Source organism: Paenibacillus wenxiniae (assembly GCF_039822605.1).
GTDB classification, from domain to species: Bacteria; Bacillota; Bacilli; order Paenibacillales; family Paenibacillaceae; genus Saccharibacillus; species Saccharibacillus wenxiniae.
On the sequence record NZ_JBCGUH010000002.1, the window covers coordinates 745831 to 761030 of the forward strand.

The 15200-nt window shown below is 43.5% G+C and carries 12 protein-coding genes; 4 read left to right on the plus strand and 8 right to left on the minus strand.

The genetic code is table 11. The features are described 5' to 3' along the window. Nucleotides 1-117: 117 nt before the first annotated feature. The 6 genes from AAHF22_RS06055 to AAHF22_RS06080 all read right to left on the minus strand — a co-directional run bounded on the left by AAHF22_RS06055 (nt 118) and on the right by AAHF22_RS06080 (nt 8719). Nucleotides 118-789, minus strand: a complete 672-nt coding sequence (locus tag AAHF22_RS06055; RefSeq protein ID WP_347324059.1) for a PspA/IM30 family protein — start codon at nt 787-789, stop codon at nt 118-120. Nucleotides 790-1618: 829 nt separating this feature from the next. Further along, nucleotides 1619-2206: a hypothetical protein gene (locus AAHF22_RS06060; protein ID WP_347324060.1), complete on the minus strand. Its 588-nt coding sequence runs from the start codon at nt 2204-2206 to the stop codon at nt 1619-1621. Between the two features lie 323 nt (nt 2207-2529). Further along, entirely contained in the window at nt 2530-4212 is a 1683-nt protein-coding gene (locus AAHF22_RS06065; RefSeq protein ID WP_347324061.1) for a stalk domain-containing protein, read from the minus strand. 707 nt (nt 4213-4919) lie between these two features. Then, the gene (locus tag AAHF22_RS06070) at nt 4920-5948 is read right to left on the minus strand and encodes an NADH:flavin oxidoreductase/NADH oxidase (RefSeq protein WP_347324062.1); all 1029 of its coding nucleotides are present in this window, start codon (nt 5946-5948) and stop codon (nt 4920-4922) included. A 601-nt stretch (nt 5949-6549) separates the two neighbouring features. Further along, the gene (locus AAHF22_RS06075; RefSeq protein WP_347324063.1) at nt 6550-7272 is read right to left on the minus strand and encodes an amino acid ABC transporter ATP-binding protein; all 723 of its coding nucleotides are present in this window, start codon (nt 7270-7272) and stop codon (nt 6550-6552) included. After that, the gene (locus tag AAHF22_RS06080; protein WP_371834021.1) at nt 7259-8719 is read right to left on the minus strand and encodes an ABC transporter substrate-binding protein/permease; all 1461 of its coding nucleotides are present in this window, start codon (nt 8717-8719) and stop codon (nt 7259-7261) included. The genes AAHF22_RS06075 and AAHF22_RS06080 overlap by 14 nt, the downstream gene beginning before the upstream one ends. A 251-nt stretch (nt 8720-8970) precedes the next feature. Here AAHF22_RS06080 and AAHF22_RS06085 point away from each other — a divergent pair, with 251 nt between their 5' ends. Both AAHF22_RS06085 and AAHF22_RS06090 read left to right on the plus strand, forming a co-directional pair. Next, complete coding sequence (locus tag AAHF22_RS06085) at nt 8971-10158, plus strand: M20 family metallopeptidase (RefSeq protein WP_347324064.1); 1188 nt, start codon at nt 8971-8973, stop codon at nt 10156-10158. 102 nt (nt 10159-10260) lie between these two features. Next, a complete protein-coding gene (locus AAHF22_RS06090; protein WP_347324065.1) occupies nt 10261-11340 on the plus strand; it encodes a UCP032817 domain-containing protein in 1080 nt (359 codons plus the stop codon). A 220-nt stretch (nt 11341-11560) separates the two neighbouring features. Here AAHF22_RS06090 and AAHF22_RS06095 read toward each other — a convergent pair whose 3' ends face one another. Together AAHF22_RS06095 and AAHF22_RS06100 are read right to left on the minus strand one after the other, a co-directional pair. Then, nucleotides 11561-11701: an NUDIX hydrolase gene (locus AAHF22_RS06095; RefSeq protein ID WP_347324066.1), complete on the minus strand. Its 141-nt coding sequence runs from the start codon at nt 11699-11701 to the stop codon at nt 11561-11563. A 230-nt stretch (nt 11702-11931) separates the two neighbouring features. Continuing rightward, a complete protein-coding gene (locus AAHF22_RS06100) occupies nt 11932-12402 on the minus strand; it encodes a hypothetical protein (protein ID WP_347324067.1) in 471 nt (156 codons plus the stop codon). 415 nt (nt 12403-12817) lie between these two features. Between AAHF22_RS06100 and AAHF22_RS06105 the strand changes: the two genes are divergently transcribed. Then, a complete protein-coding gene (locus AAHF22_RS06105; RefSeq protein ID WP_347324068.1) occupies nt 12818-14185 on the plus strand; it encodes a cytochrome ubiquinol oxidase subunit I in 1368 nt (455 codons plus the stop codon). Then, a complete protein-coding gene (locus AAHF22_RS06110) occupies nt 14182-15195 on the plus strand; it encodes a cytochrome d ubiquinol oxidase subunit II (protein ID WP_347324069.1) in 1014 nt (337 codons plus the stop codon). Before AAHF22_RS06105 ends, AAHF22_RS06110 begins: the two co-directional genes overlap by 4 nt. Nucleotides 15196-15200 lie beyond the last annotated feature (5 nt).

Sequence of the window (15200 nt, forward strand, 5' to 3'; positions counted from 1 at the left end):
CTGCTAATGCTCATGACATGCTCATTCCGCTTCCTTCGTCCGTTATGTTACACGGGTATTCCCATTCGGTATGTGTAAAATCCTATCACATCATCGGTACGTTTACCTGTCGTATCGTTAGGATTTCTTCTCATATTGTTTCATTAGTGCGGATAGCTCGTCTTCTACTTCTTTGTTTGTGCCAAGCGCTTGAATTTCATCGTCCAGCGACTTGCCGTTTGTATTCATCTCATTGCTTGCTTCAGCATGAGCTTCCATTTGCAGCATTTTGTCTTCCATACGCTTCATACCGGCTGTTGCGGAATCTGCGCTGAAACCGTTCATCGCTTTGTTGATCTCGGTTTGCGCTTTAGCCGCGTTATAACGTGCGACCAGTGTTTCACGTTTATTTTTCAGTTCATTGAGCTGCTTGCGCATCTCGTCCAGTTTGGAACGAAGATTATCCGCTGCGGCTTTGTTTTGATCAAAGTTTGCTTTGTATTCATCGCGTTTCGCTTCTGCATTTTTCTTTTCTTCCAATGCGCGGCGAGCCAGATCGATATTTTGTGCCTGTGCAGCGATATGCGCCTGTTCTTCACGCTTTTTCACCAATGCATCTTGCTCTTCATACAGCTGCTTAAAGCGCTTCTCAATCGCAATTTGCGATGCTACTGCTTTTTCTGCATCTTCCAGATCAGCCGCCATATCGCGGATGTACTGATCCGTCATTTTAATTGGGTCCTCTGCCTTTTCGATCAGAGCGTAGACATTGGACAGAGTAAGATCACGCAAACGTTTGAAAATAGACATAGATTTGTTCCCTCCACTTGAATAATAAGATGCAAAACATAAAGCAACCTACGGATAGATGTAAAAGCAGTATTGCTTACTTATAGAGGTAATACGGACAAATATACATAAGGTTCCATGTAAGCTAGTATACTACGTACATGTCCACCAATCTACATTCGGTCCGCTAGTCGTACAAACAGGAAAAAAACTGATTATGTCCTACGGAGATTTTTCCGAATAGAACGAGTACAACAGGCTTTTCTAACTTTTCTAAATCCAACAAGGACTACAAATAACCTAATCAAAATAACCTAATCAAAATATCCTAAGTAAAACAAGCTTAAGAGGTAACTGATTTTACTGCGCAAAATTGTTTTGGATTAATTTTTAAAATAATTTTTGGATTGAGCATCTTCATCAGAACATAGATACCACAGCAAAACATCGCTCGTACCATAAATAGTATTCAAAGTACTATACATTTACCCAATATCTTATCTATTTAATTCTGGTTACATTCATTTTAAGCGATATTAGGACTTTAGTCTATATATAACGATGTAAATCAGCACTTTTTTCGTGTATGCGAAAAATAAAGCTCTTATTTTCAGTTTAGTTTATCTTTTGTTTGCTTTTTTGCTTTATTCTACTTACTTTTTTGCATTATGCTGCATAGCCTCCCTCTCTTATATGGTTTGTACTAATCGCTTTTTCTAAATCATTTTTGCTAATCTGTCGCGTAATATAATCCTTTGATACTTGACTCTGGATGTATAAAGTTCACTTATGTACATATAAGTCTCATGTTTACTATAATTGCAGCTAGTTGCGTATATGGATGTCATGCTTACCATAATGCAGCTAGCTGCTTATATTGAAAATCTGGAATCTGTTTTAAAGTATTCCTATTCATTCCACTATAATCTGCGCTGTCGTCTGTCACATTCCATATGTTCATGATCCGTTGCTCATAGACGCTGCCATCTTCCATCGTATGCCGTCCATTGATGATGATCTGCCCATACTGAAGTGGCAATAGTTCAAAAGCCTGCTCATCCAGCAACTCACTTTGACCATTCGTTCGTACTGGTTTGCCAAATGAGCGATCATACCGCGCATGCACAAGCAACTTATTTTCGATTCGCCTCCACCTCATTCCAGGCAGTTCGCCTTTCATCTCTATATGATTTCCCGATACAGGTAGCCATTTGTACTGCTCCTGTAGCCATTCGATGCCCTGCTTTGTTTGCTCAAATGACAGTTGATGCCATAAAAACGGCTTACCTGGCTCATTAATCACACTATTTTCACGCGGCGGTATAGGTATAATGTTAGTCGATAATGGAAAACAAGTAGGATGCCGGCTGCGCAGCGATGCATAGGGTTCACCACGCGTTTCTTTTGTCCAGCGTATGAGAATAGATTGTACGATCATAACACTTACCTCCTTTCTTCTTTATCATATATCGAAATCGGTACCAATATCCATTTTGCCAACTCTATACACAAAAAAAGGGAAACGGCTGGGGGACCGTTTCCCTAATGGTTGGCTTCATGGGAAAGCCATATATTTGGATAGTTGGATGGTCGTTACTCACTGCCTGCTCTGGACATGGAGCAGGCAGAGATCATGCATCGTACAATCTGCAATCGATCTTGGGGAATGGAGTTGCAGAATCAAACTGGACGGCCAGAATTCGATTGATTGGTTAAACGTTAGTCGTTTTACTTTAATTTATGCGATCGCTAAAGCTAGACTTACATCGATTTGGTCAGTGTGATGGAACCGTCAGCTGTATTCCATTTTACATCCCAGCCCAGCAGTTCAGTGATCGAGCGCAGAGGTACGACCGTTCTGCCATCTTTGTTGATCATTGCTTTTGCGGACAGTTTCATGTTTTTGCCATTTACAACTACAGTGTCTTTGCCGATCCAGAATTTCATTGTATCGGAACCAGCCATAACAGTAACTTCGTTAGATGCTTTGTTCCATGCTACTTTCGCGCCGATACCTTCACCCAGATAACGCAGTGGGATATACGTTGTTTTACCAACGACCATTGGCATCGTATCCATCATCGTTGTTTTACCATCAATTTTCAGCGTTTTGCTGTTCAGCTTCATCCATACCATCATCATATTATCATTCATTGGTTTGGATGGTGCTGGTGTAGATGTTGTTGGCTGTTTTGCTGGTGTTGTTGGTTGTGGTGCTGGCGTAGCGGTAGCCATTTTGAATTTGTCAGGATATTGCTTTACGATAGCTCCGCCCAGCGCTTCACCGATACCGAACATTGTTTTGTAACCTTCACGGTCAGCTGTGTAAGCTGCTGCATAGTTTTTCGCTGCATAGTCGTTAATGACGGCTTGTACTTGACCTTCGTGAGTCATAAGCGCTTGCTCAGCAGCAGATGCTGGCAGGTTGTTCGCTGTTGCTGTACCTAGGAATGTTGCGAATTCTTTCGTGAACTGCTCGATACGGTTTTTCACAGCAGTCAGAGCAGATTGATCGCCTTTTTTCAGTGCATCCACATAATCGCTTTGTGCTTTAATGTGGTTGGTTACCCAGATTTGTTCAAACTGGTTCGCGCCTGCTTGACCATAGATCGAAGCAATTGCTGCTTTAAAGTCAGCTGTGTTGCCTGCTTCGGCATTGATCCATGCATCAGACGCTTGTGTTTTACCATCATATTGCTGCTGCATTTGCATGACAGACAGTGCAAAATGCTCAGCTGCCAGATGGTTCAGTGCAGAACGTAAGTCTGCTGCCGGTGTATCTACTGTACCGTTATCAAATTTAGAAGGATTTTGTGCAACGATCGCGCCGGAGAGCGCTTTACTTACGGTAAACATCGTATTCAAACCTTCACGATATTCTTTTGCTGCGCCAGCATAATCGCCAGCGATATATTTTTCAAATACATCTTGTACTTCATCTTCATGTAAACGCAGTGCTTTTTCCGCGGCTGCTTCTGGCAATTTGTTGCCTGTTGCTTTTGCCAGGAAAGCGGCGAATTCATCGACGAAACCTTGTACTTTCGCTTCAGCTTGTTTGACAGCTGCTTGGTTGTTCATTTTAGTCGCTTTTACAAGTTCATCTGTGTATTGGTTGTGTGCACGGAAGATACGTTCGAACTCGGTAGCCGCTTGTTTGCCGTAGATCGATTCGATAGCAGGTCCCATATCGATTGCATTTTGATCCAGTGCTTTATATGCTTCTGCTGCATCCGGTGCACCAGAGTAAGCTTTGGTCATCGCTTCAACCGCCAGCTTAAAGTGCTCGGATAAAAGATAGTCCAGTCCAGCACGTAAATCCGCTGCCTTTGTGCTTACTGTTGGTGCCGCAGTCGTTGTAGAATTCATATCTGCTGCAAAAGCTCCAGCTGCTGGTACCATCAAAGATAAGCTCAATACAGGTGCAATGATTTTTTTCATTTTCATGTGATTAGCTCCTTTTAAAAAATGATTTGTGTTGACTGTTCCTATCTCTATCAACGCGGACGGTTTATTTTTGGATCACTTTCATTAAAAAAAGATTTCGATTTCTTAACCACAGGATGTAAATTCGCCTTAAAAAGCGCGCAGTTATGCTGGATCAGCGGGTTTAAACATATTTCAAAAAAGTTGTTTTTGAGCATGTTATCGATATAGCAAAAAAGTCGTTATCCTACGAATTTATAGGATAACGACTTTTATAAACGACGGATATTGGTAATCTATATGCTCGATTCAAATATATGTATGATCATTTGCTACCCTATTGCTCAAGTGTTTCTGTTCTTTCGTTCTTTCGTTCTTTCGTTCTTTCGTTCTTTCGTTCTTTCGTTCTTTCGTTCTTTCGTTCTTCAAGTATTTTAAGCGCCTCTCTTGCTTTAACGCAAATACTAAATATGCTTATATGAAGATTACAATACATATTTTGGTTTGGACTACAGTACGCATCTTCTCTTTTAACCAATTTCTTCTGCACTGTAACATTTTATTTCATATCGTTATGTAAGTAGATCTGCATGCAAAAGAGCAGCCTGGTAACAATTCTCCCCTGCTGCTCTTCTTCATTGTACTTTATTGTGTTGCTTCTGTACTTCCTGTACTTCCTGTACTTCCTATCCTTCAATACTTCAGTACTTCTTATCCTTCAACGCACATTATTTATGATAGCCGCGCAAGTAAGGCTCGGGTACATCCGCTTCAGCACCGAGTGCTTTGGCAGCATGAATCGCCCAGTATGGATCACGAAGCATCGCGCGACCGACCGCAACCAGATCCGCCTGATCGTCTTCCAGTACACGTTCTGCATCGTCAAACTCATCCAGCATACCAACAGCAATGACAGGCATTTGCAGCGTTTCTCTTAGCTTCGATGCCATGTCTGCCTGATAAGCTGGACCTACTTGCATCGCACCTTTACGAGCTGGGCCTTCACCACCGGAAGATACATGCAGCAGATCGACACCTGCATCACGATAGCGACGGCAAGTTTCTACAATATCTTCGACCTCGTAGCCACCTTCGACATACTCCCGTGCGGACACACGCATAATAACAGCCATGTCTGCTGGAACAGCTGCACGTACTGCTTGCACGACACGCTCACCGAATAATGGCAAATCTTGACCATATTCATCTTCGCGTTGATTCACGAGCGGAGAGTGGAACTGATGAATCAAGTATCCATGTGCACCATGAATCTCTACAGTGTCAAAACCTGCTTCTACCGCGCGCCGTGCTGCCTCACCATACGCATGAATCAACTCTTCGACTTCAGCTGTAGTCAGTGCATGTGGCTCCTTATAGCCGTCTCCATCGTAACGAACCGCGGATGGAGCGACTGGAGGATTCGCATCTTCCGCCTTACGTCCTGCATGTCCAAGTTGGATGCCGATCGCAGTGCCATAACTATGCACGCCATCGACAATATGACGCCATGCTGGAATAAAACGATCATCCCAGATACCTGTATCTTCATTCGTAATACGTCCGTCTGGATGTACAGCCGTCATCTCTGCGATGATCAGCCCTGTTCCACCAACAGCACGACTAATATAGTGAACGTTATGCCATTCGCCCGGCATGCCGTCTCCAGTTTGTACAGCATACTGGCACATAGGCGGCATAACGATACGATTTTTCAAGTTCAAATTTTTCAATTGATATGGTGTAAATAGCTTCGCCACAATACGTCCCTCCAATGAAATCAATATATAACGTTTTACATCGGTAATGATTATATATTATATTACGAAAAATAACAACGTAGCTATACATCCCCTTTCTTACTTCTTACTTCTTACTTCTTACTTCTTACTTCTTACTTCTTACTTCTTACTTCTTACTTCTTACTTCTTACTTCTTACTTCTTACTTCTTACTTCTTACTTCTTCGACCATTATGTTACGCTTATCAACTTGTCAATGTTATTTATATTTATTTTTAATCATGCCAGGCTTATTGAGTTGAGATAAATGAAAGGAATGACCTTATCTTTTCACTCGTTAAGTCCTTATCTTCGAGCATGCTACTTTCAAACATAACATGCTATTTTACAATATAAGTAGGATATAGATAAACAAAAAAGCACATCATTCTGCATAGGCTACAGCCTGCAAAATGATGTGCTTTATATTGTTCATGTACAGACTACTATCTGTACACTCACGTATACGTTGTCTACTATTTATTTTGTAGAAGAGAAGATCAACCATTTGCATGATCTTCGATCCACTCTTCTTTTACCATCTATAATCAGTCTACTTCTATAATAATTACAGCAAATGATTACAGCACTTTACTGAGGAAATCCTGTGTGCGTACATTCGTGGGTGCGCCAAACACTTGCTCCGGCGTCCCCTGTTCAACAATACGTCCACCGTCCATAAAGATAATCCGATCGCCCACTTCACGCGCAAAGCCCATTTCATGCGTTACGATAACCATCGTCATACCCTGTTGAGCGAGCTTTTTCATCACTTCAAGCACTTCGCCGACCATTTCCGGGTCAAGCGCCGAGGTTGGCTCATCGAACAGCATCACATGCGGCTGCATCGCCAGTGCACGCGCGATCGCAATCCGCTGCTTTTGTCCACCGGATAACTGGTTCGGATAAGCATCCTTTTTATCAGCCAGACCGACCGTTTGCAGCAGATCGAGTGCAATCTTTTCGGCTGCCGCTTTATCGGTCTTTTTGACCTTAATTGGAGCGATGGTCAGATTTTGCAGCACCGTTTTGTGTGGGAACAGGTTGAAGTGTTGAAACACCATGCCCATTTTACGACGTGCACGATCGATATCATACTTACGAGCTGTAATTAACTCGTCCTCAAAATAAATCTCACCGTCGGTTGGCTGCTCCAGCAGATTGAGACAGCGCAGGAATGTACTTTTACCGGAGCCACTTGGGCCGATCACAACGACAACCTCGCCTTGCGCGATCTCGATATCGATGCCAGTCAGCACTTCATTTTTGCCAAATGACTTTTTCAGATCTTTAACGTTTATCACTTACACTCCATCTCCTTTCCACCATACCGAGCAGTTTGGACAATACAAATGTCATTACAAAATAGATCGCTGCCGCAATCAGCAGCGGATATAGCGCGGAATACGTAATACTACGTACTGCCTGTGCCTGGAACATCAGATCAGCAACCCCGATAAAGGAAACGATCGATGATTCTTTAATAATAACGACAAATTCATTACCGATCGCTGGCAGTACACTTTTAATCGCCTGCGGAATGATGATATGGCGTAATGTCATCCCATACGACATCCCGAGTGAACGTGCTGCTTCTGTCTGTCCACGATCCACACCTTGAATACCGGCACGGAAAATTTCTGCCAGATAGGCAGAGCTGTTAATCGAGAGTGTAATAATACCGGATTGCAATACGCTAAATTCAATATTAAACGTCTGCGCAATCCCGTAATGAATAATGAGCAATTGTACAAGCATTGGTGTACCGCGCAAAATTTCAATATACGTCATCGCGATCCAGCGCAGCACGTTCAGTTTGGACAAGCGTAACAATGCAACGACCAGACCAATTACAAAACCGAACAAAACGCCCAGCGCAGACAGCAACAATGTATATTGTACGCCTGTCGCATAATAATGACGGTAATCCCAGAAAATACTAAAAATATTGTCTGGTGCAGCTTTTTCATCCGAATTCAGTGCGGTTGCTTCCTGTACAAACTTCGCTACCGCATCGGTTTTTTTCAATTCAGCCAGTGTGCCATTAATTTGAGCGAGCAATTCTGTATTGCCCTTTTTTACCGCAATGGCCATCTCGGTATCACTATCTGGAATTTGCGCGGCGCTAATTGCCAAATCGCTATGATTCGCTACCTGACCTTCGGCAACCGGACCTTCCATAACGGCGACATCGACACGCTTGGATTGTAGTTGCAGCACTACATCAGAGATTTTGTCTACTGAAGTAAGCTTCGCACCTTCGATATCTTTAGCAATACCTTCTTGAATGGAGCCTTTTTGGACACCGATTGCAGCGCCTTTCAAGCTATCAAATGTTGCATATTTATCTTTGTCTTCCGCACGAGTCATAATGACCTGACGGGATACATAATACGAATCCGAGAAGTCCACATTTTTACGACGATCTTCGGTTGGTGTCATACCGGAAATAATCATATCGATCCGTCCACTGCTCAGTGCAGGCAGCAAACTATCGAATGGAATATCCTGAATTTGCAATTGCGCGCCCATATCAGCGGCAATTCGTTTGGCAAGCTCTACATCCGAACCTACAATCTGATCCTGTCCATCGATGTTTTTATGAAACTCATACGGCGCAAAGTCTGCGCTCAGCCCGACAACAATCGTTTTACCGGAGCCTTCAGCAGCAGCGGCCATCGTTGGTACAATCAATAAAAATAGCATCAGAATGCTCATCAGGCATCCTAGCCACGGCTTTAGTACTTTCAACCTTCTATCTCCTTTACATCCATATAATAGTTACAACTTTTTCCATGTGACTCATAGTCAACCGGGTTATTATAAATGAATTTGTATGATTATTCAATGGTTTTATATACAAAAATGTGAATGAAGTGTCAAAGTAAGCATGATAACTGTTTCAGCTCTTTCCTCACGACTTGCTGGAGTTCGCATGCTATACTGATAGCAGAAAACGTAAATGAAGTTTCTACATAACTGTCTTAAAGGAGAATACTACCATGAATAACACCCTGCTCAAGCAACAGATTAAACAAGCCATCCAGCAACATGCTGAGGAATTCAAATCCGTCTCGTTATATATCGGACAAAATCCTGAGCTTGGTAACGAGGAATATAAAGCTTCTGCACGTTTAAAGCAATTGCTTACCGCTCATGGCTTTGAAGTGCAATCATCTGTACTTGGGATCGAAACAGCATTTATCGCAACGTACAGCGCTGCCAAACCCGGTGCAACGGTTGGCCTGATGTGTGAATATGATGCCCTACCGGAAATCGGACATGCATGCGGTCATCATCTCATTTGTATGATGAGCGCTGGCGCGGCGATTGGACTCCAATCCGTCATCGACGACATTGGCGGTACGATTCGTGTATACGGTACACCAGCGGAAGAAACACGCGGTGCAAAGGTACCGATGGCGCAAGCAGGCTTATTCGATGATTGCGACTTTGCTATGATGGCTCATCCCTATTATGCATATGAACAATCAGGCATCTCGTTAGCGATGGATGCGCTGCAATTTGAATTTTTCGGTAAATCTGCCCATGCAGCTGCCAGTCCGCAGCATGGCATTAATGCGCTGGATGGCATACTACAGCTATTCAATGGCATCAATGCGATGCGTCAGCAGACACGAAGCGATACGCGTATCCACGGTATTATTAATCAGGGCGGTGTAGCCGCCAATATTATTCCAGACTATGCTTCTGCCCAATTCTATATCCGTTCTGCCAGCCGTGCGTACACGAATGAACTTGTGGAACGTGTGAAACGAATTGCCGAAGGTGCCGCACTTCAAACCGGTTGTCGGGTCGAGATATCCAATTACGAATATTCCTATGATGAGTTAATTACCAATCACACGTTATCTGAAATTTTTAGCGACAACTTGATTGCCAATGGGGTGAAACGCGAAGAGATTCAATCCGGTAAAGATGCAGGCTCACTCGATCTGGGCAATGTATCCGTTCGCTGTCCAGCGATCCATCCATATGTCAAAGTGACCGATGAAAAACATGAGCTGCACAGTATCGGCTTCCGCGATCGTGCGCAAGAGCCGCAGGCACTTGAAGCGATGGTATTCACCGCTACCGTACTGGCGGAGACGGCATATGATGTGATGACCGATTCAGCTCTATTACAGCGTATTCGTACCGAATTCCAGCAACGGATGGAACTTGTATAATCGGTAAATTGGTACGGATTTATAGGCTTCAAATCTATAGGTTTCAAATTTCCATCCTATATCCGATCCTTTATCTATTATGACAACAGGAGGCTATATATGATGAAGACGATTATTATCATTGTTGCTCTGATCATTGTTGCTATTGTGATTGCTCGCCGATCCAATACACCAGAACGTCAGACATTACGACGTATACGGGAAAATGAACGCTTTTTTAATAAAGTAGATCCACCAGGAGCACTTGTACCGGCTGGACATCCTGCGGAAGCACTCGCGAACAAGCTCGAAGCCTCTATTCCCCAGCATTATGAAGCACAGCTATGGCAACGTATCCAGAGTGAGCATCCCAATATGCCGTATCAGGAGTTTGAATGGCGCTGGCATGAGATGAAACGCTATATGTTAATCTGCGCGCTATTTCGTGAGATGCCGATGTTCAGTTCACGGGTCGATGATGTATGGCATGAAATGCTGATGTTTACCAGAGAGTATGAACAGCTTTGTACTCGATTCTACGGGTATATGTTGCATCATTCTCCACATGGCGGTACGGTATCGCAACCCGAACAGCGTGCCTTGTTTGATTGGGTGTATGGAGAGCTATTTCCACTGGAGCGTGCCAATACGAATCTATGGGGAACATTTTTCCGTCAGCCACTTTCTTCTTCGACGCTGAACGAGTTACTGGCATTCAGTGAGTATGAGCCGCAGCAGTCACTATTTAACAGCTCGATGTTTGAGCATAGCCCAGACGCGCGCGAAGTGATCTTACACCTGCACCGTCGTTTTACGGTTCAGAGTCAGGCGGCTTTACGCGGAGAACGACCGGAGCAATCCACGTCGACTTATGCTGCTGCCAGCGATCCATACAATAGTTCTGTATTCGGACTTAGTGCGGCCGGAGCAGCATGTGTGTATTACTCTTATTTGCCACCAGCGGACTTTTCTACTTGTGTCGATCCCTTTCTACCGTCTGAAATACGGGAGGAACGTCCTGCTGGCGGTACAAGTAGTTCATGTGGTACAGGTTCAAGCAGCAGTGACAATTACAGTAGCAACAATGATAGCAACCATCATGGGGGGGGTCATGGTCATTCCTGTAGTAGTTCATCGTGCAGTAGCTCTTCTTCTTGTAGTTCCTCGTCTTGCAGCTCCTGTGGCGGCGGTGGCGGCGATTGATGATTGGGAGTTTGAGTTTGATAGGTCGATGATTGGGAAGTTGATGTATTAGCATGTTGAACATGCTAATGCTATGACCTGACACAGTTTAGTGGCAATGTAGCATTTTTGCATGCTCTGAACGAAGCTAAAGCTCTTTTCCACAAAGGAAAGAGCTTTAGCTATTATAAATAAATTCAAAACGGATCGCACCCTTAAAGCATAAGTTGATGTGATGACCTTATTCAAGCAGGTTTTCTCCAATTTGGGTAATGCCACCCGGATACACCCAGTCATCATCATAAGACTTGACCAATAAAATGTTCCCGTTGCCATCTTCAACAATTCCGCCCACAGAAACGATATGTGTTGTACCTCCCATGTTGATCTTTCTACTTTTTACTATACCTATATATACTTCTATCCACATATAAATGATCTATTCGCAGCATTTGATACCTAGTTACCTGTCAAATATGTAACTAAAGGAGGTAAGATAAGGTTTCGGTTTCTGTAAATAGAAGTAATCCCATCACCAGGTATACTCCGAATCCAGGCTCATACTTGATGTGTACAACCGAAACTCATTGAAAAGAGTACCTGGAGCATTATTTACAAATGTTGTTCTTCCTTCAACCAGCGCTCAATCGAGCGGTGTCTTCCCAGCTGTACCGTATCAAATTCATCCTGCTCCTCTGTTCTTATTACGCCCAGTTGTTGCAGCGCCTTATTGACAGCATGCTCACTCAACGTTTCTTCAAAAATAACATCGGCTGCATCCCATACGATTCCATTCTGTGTGCCCACGCCTCCAAAGTATTCAGCCTCAATATAAGCCGTTCTAGCAATTCTGGAGAACTCCGAACACAATTGCTTGATGGCATCGGTCAAACTATCATAATTAGGTGCGCTGGTCAGTTGTCCATTATTAGTTTCATCATTAATTTCATTATAGAGATCATCACTAATCGGTATGGCGATGATCTGTTGATACAGCTCTATCGCACACAGATGATTATACTTCTCCTTATAGGCTGTCCACGCTTCGATCGAAGTCAAAATGCCATTAAAATAATATCCCATATTTGAATTCACCTTTTGTTCTCTAATAGATTGAATTTTCGCTTGAACATTAAAGTATTCATGCCCTCTCTAATTCTATAATACAAATTACTATAACCGAATTACAATGTACGCTGATCCGATATGGACGTCCACCCACCTTAAAACTTTTAGATCGTATAGATGTTCGATCGTATCATAAATCAATGTCTATGTTGCAAAAACGATATTTTGTATCGATCTAACCTACTTACTCAGCACGCTCGACCAAAATGTGCAATAACCCTAACGAGCTATTGTGCATTTTTTCACTAAATCGCCTTAAAGCTTTGTTTTTTGTTTGAAGATTGTATCAAATATCACATACAATCCGCAAAACTTGATAAGCTACTCTCATATGAAACCGACAATATTCAAATGAGAAAGGATTCCCATTATGATCATTGATACTGTACTATGGAGCCGGCTTGTGACCGGATTGACACTCTCGTTTCACGTGATTTTTGCAACGATTGGTGTGGCGATTCCGCTGATGATCGCGATTGCCGAGCTGGTCGGCATACGCAAACAAGACCACCACTACACCTTGATGGCCAAACGCTGGACAAGAGGCTTTATTATCTCTGTTGCTGTTGGTGTCGTTACCGGTACTGCCATTTCGTTACAGCTTGCGCTAGTGTGGCCTAACTTTATGCAGCTGGCTGGTAATGTGATCGCATTGCCGTTATTTCTGGAAGTGTTCGCTTTCTTTTTTGAAGCGATTTTCCTCGGTATTTATTTGTATACGTGGGATCGCTTCCGTAACCCGTATATACACTGGTTGCTCACGATCCCGATTGTACTTGGAGCATCGATGTCTGCCTTTTTCATCACGACTGTAAATGGATTTATGAACCAGCCCGCAGGCTTCACACTGGAACATGGGCAATTTACAGCCGTATATCCGTTGCAGGCAATGTTTAATGAAGCAACGCCGTCCAAAGTATTTCATGTGTTGACCTCTGCTTATATGACAGGTGCGGCTTTACTTGCTGCGATCGCGGCTTTTTCTATTTTACGTAAAGGCGCTACCGATTATACGAAAAAGGCACTCAAGCTTATGATGAGCGTGTTGCTTGTATTCAGCTTTTTGACCGCACTGGCTGGCGATACGGCTGCCAAGTTTCTCGCGGAACATCAGCCTGAGAAATTAGCCGCTGCCGAGTGGCATTTTGAAACAGCCAAAGGGGCTGATCTGATTTTCTTCGGCTGGTTGAATGCGGAGCGTGAAGTGATTGGCGCATTGCACATTCCAAAGGCGCTCAGTTTCCTGGCATTTAGCGATTTTAATGCCGAAGTAACGGGGTTGAATGAATTTCCTGCTGATGAACAGCCGCCATTGTGGGTACATTATCTATTTGATTTTATGGCTAGTATCGGCTTTATATTGCTCGCTGTGTCGGCGTTCTTCTTCCTCTTTCTGTTCTGGAAAAAGCGGAATGAATATAATCGCTGGTTATTACGTGCCATTGTACTGGGAGCACCGCTTGCCTTCCTCGCTGTAGAACTCGGCTGGTTCTATGCGGAAGTGGGACGACAACCGTGGATTATTCGCGGATATATGCGCGTGGAGGAAGCCGCGACCACTTCGCCAAGCATTATGCCGCTCTTTTTCTTATTTTTGCTGTTATATATTGTGCTGGGTACGCTCTGTATTATCGTACTGCGACGATTGTTCCGCAACAATCCAGCAGAGGTCGAACTAGAGAAAATCGCAGCAACTCATGCAGCCAAAGCAAAGGAAGAAGGTGAACTGCCATCATGAGTTATGAGATTATCGGTATTTCGGTATTATGGATATTTTTGTACGGATATTTGATCGTGGCTTCGATTGATTTTGGTGCAGGCTTTTTCGCTTTTTATGCACGCGCGACAGGCAAGGATCATCTGATCAATCGCTTGATCTCACGTTATCTGTCTCCGGTATGGGAAATTACGAATGTATTTTTTGTCTTCTTTTTCATTGGCTTGATTGGCTTCTTCCCTGCTGCGGCACATTATTACGGATCATCGTTACTCGTGCCGGGCAGTATTGCAATTGTACTCATCGCCATTCGCGGCTCCTTTTATGCGTTTGAAAATTACGGTTCTAAGAAGAATATCGTGTTTCTATTTCTATATGGGGCAACAGGATTGCTTATTCCACCCTCGTTGTCGGTAGCACTCGTGCTATCTGAAGGTGGATTTATTATAGAAAACAATAACGTGGTGACGCTGGAATATATGAAGCTGCTCACCAGTCCGCTCGCGTGGAGTATTGTAGCGCTGGCGATCACCTCGGTACTGTTTATTAGCGCTTCATTCCTCACCTTTTATGCTGACCGCGCAGATGACCAGCCTGCACTCAAGCTGCTGCGTGGTTATGCGTTATTTTGGAGCACACCGACGATTATTGCAGCGTTTACAGCATTTTTATATTTGAGTCAGTATAATGCCCGTCATTTCCAAAATATGATGAATTTATGGTGGTTGCTCGGCTTGTCGGTCGTGTTCTTCCTGATCGTGCTGTGGTTACTGTACAAAGAACGCCGGTATGGCTGGGCATTCATTAGCGTTATGCTGCAATTTGGCTGTGCCTTTTTCGCTTACGGAATCGGGCATTATCCTTATATTCTCGATCCTTATATTACCGTTCAAGGCGGTGCTACTGGAGAAGCGATGGGGATTGCACTCGTTGCTGTGTTTATCGGAGGATTGCTGCTGCTTATTCCATCGCTTGTACTCGTCTTCCGTTTGTTCCTGTTTGATGCCGATTATGTCAAAGGTAAACGTTAAGGAGG

What these genes read in the sequence shown, in the direction of transcription:
- AAHF22_RS06055 (WP_347324059.1), bottom strand. Translation starts at nt 789, where the DNA reads ATGTCTATTTTCAAACGTTTGCGTGATCTTACTCTGTCCAATGTCTAC.
- AAHF22_RS06060 (WP_347324060.1), bottom strand. Translation starts at nt 2,206, where the DNA reads ATGATCGTACAATCTATTCTCATACGCTGGACAAAAGAAACGCGTGGT.
- AAHF22_RS06065 (WP_347324061.1), bottom strand. Translation starts at nt 4,212, where the DNA reads ATGAAAATGAAAAAAATCATTGCACCTGTATTGAGCTTATCTTTGATG.
- AAHF22_RS06085 (WP_347324064.1), top strand. Translation starts at nt 8,971, where the DNA reads ATGAATAACACCCTGCTCAAGCAACAGATTAAACAAGCCATCCAGCAA.
- AAHF22_RS06090 (WP_347324065.1), top strand. Translation starts at nt 10,261, where the DNA reads ATGAAGACGATTATTATCATTGTTGCTCTGATCATTGTTGCTATTGTG.
- AAHF22_RS06095 (WP_347324066.1), bottom strand. Translation starts at nt 11,701, where the DNA reads ATGGGAGGTACAACACATATCGTTTCTGTGGGCGGAATTGTTGAAGAT.
- AAHF22_RS06100 (WP_347324067.1), bottom strand. Translation starts at nt 12,402, where the DNA reads ATGGGATATTATTTTAATGGCATTTTGACTTCGATCGAAGCGTGGACA.
- AAHF22_RS06105 (WP_347324068.1), top strand. Translation starts at nt 12,818, where the DNA reads ATGATCATTGATACTGTACTATGGAGCCGGCTTGTGACCGGATTGACA.
- AAHF22_RS06110 (WP_347324069.1), top strand. Translation starts at nt 14,182, where the DNA reads ATGAGTTATGAGATTATCGGTATTTCGGTATTATGGATATTTTTGTAC.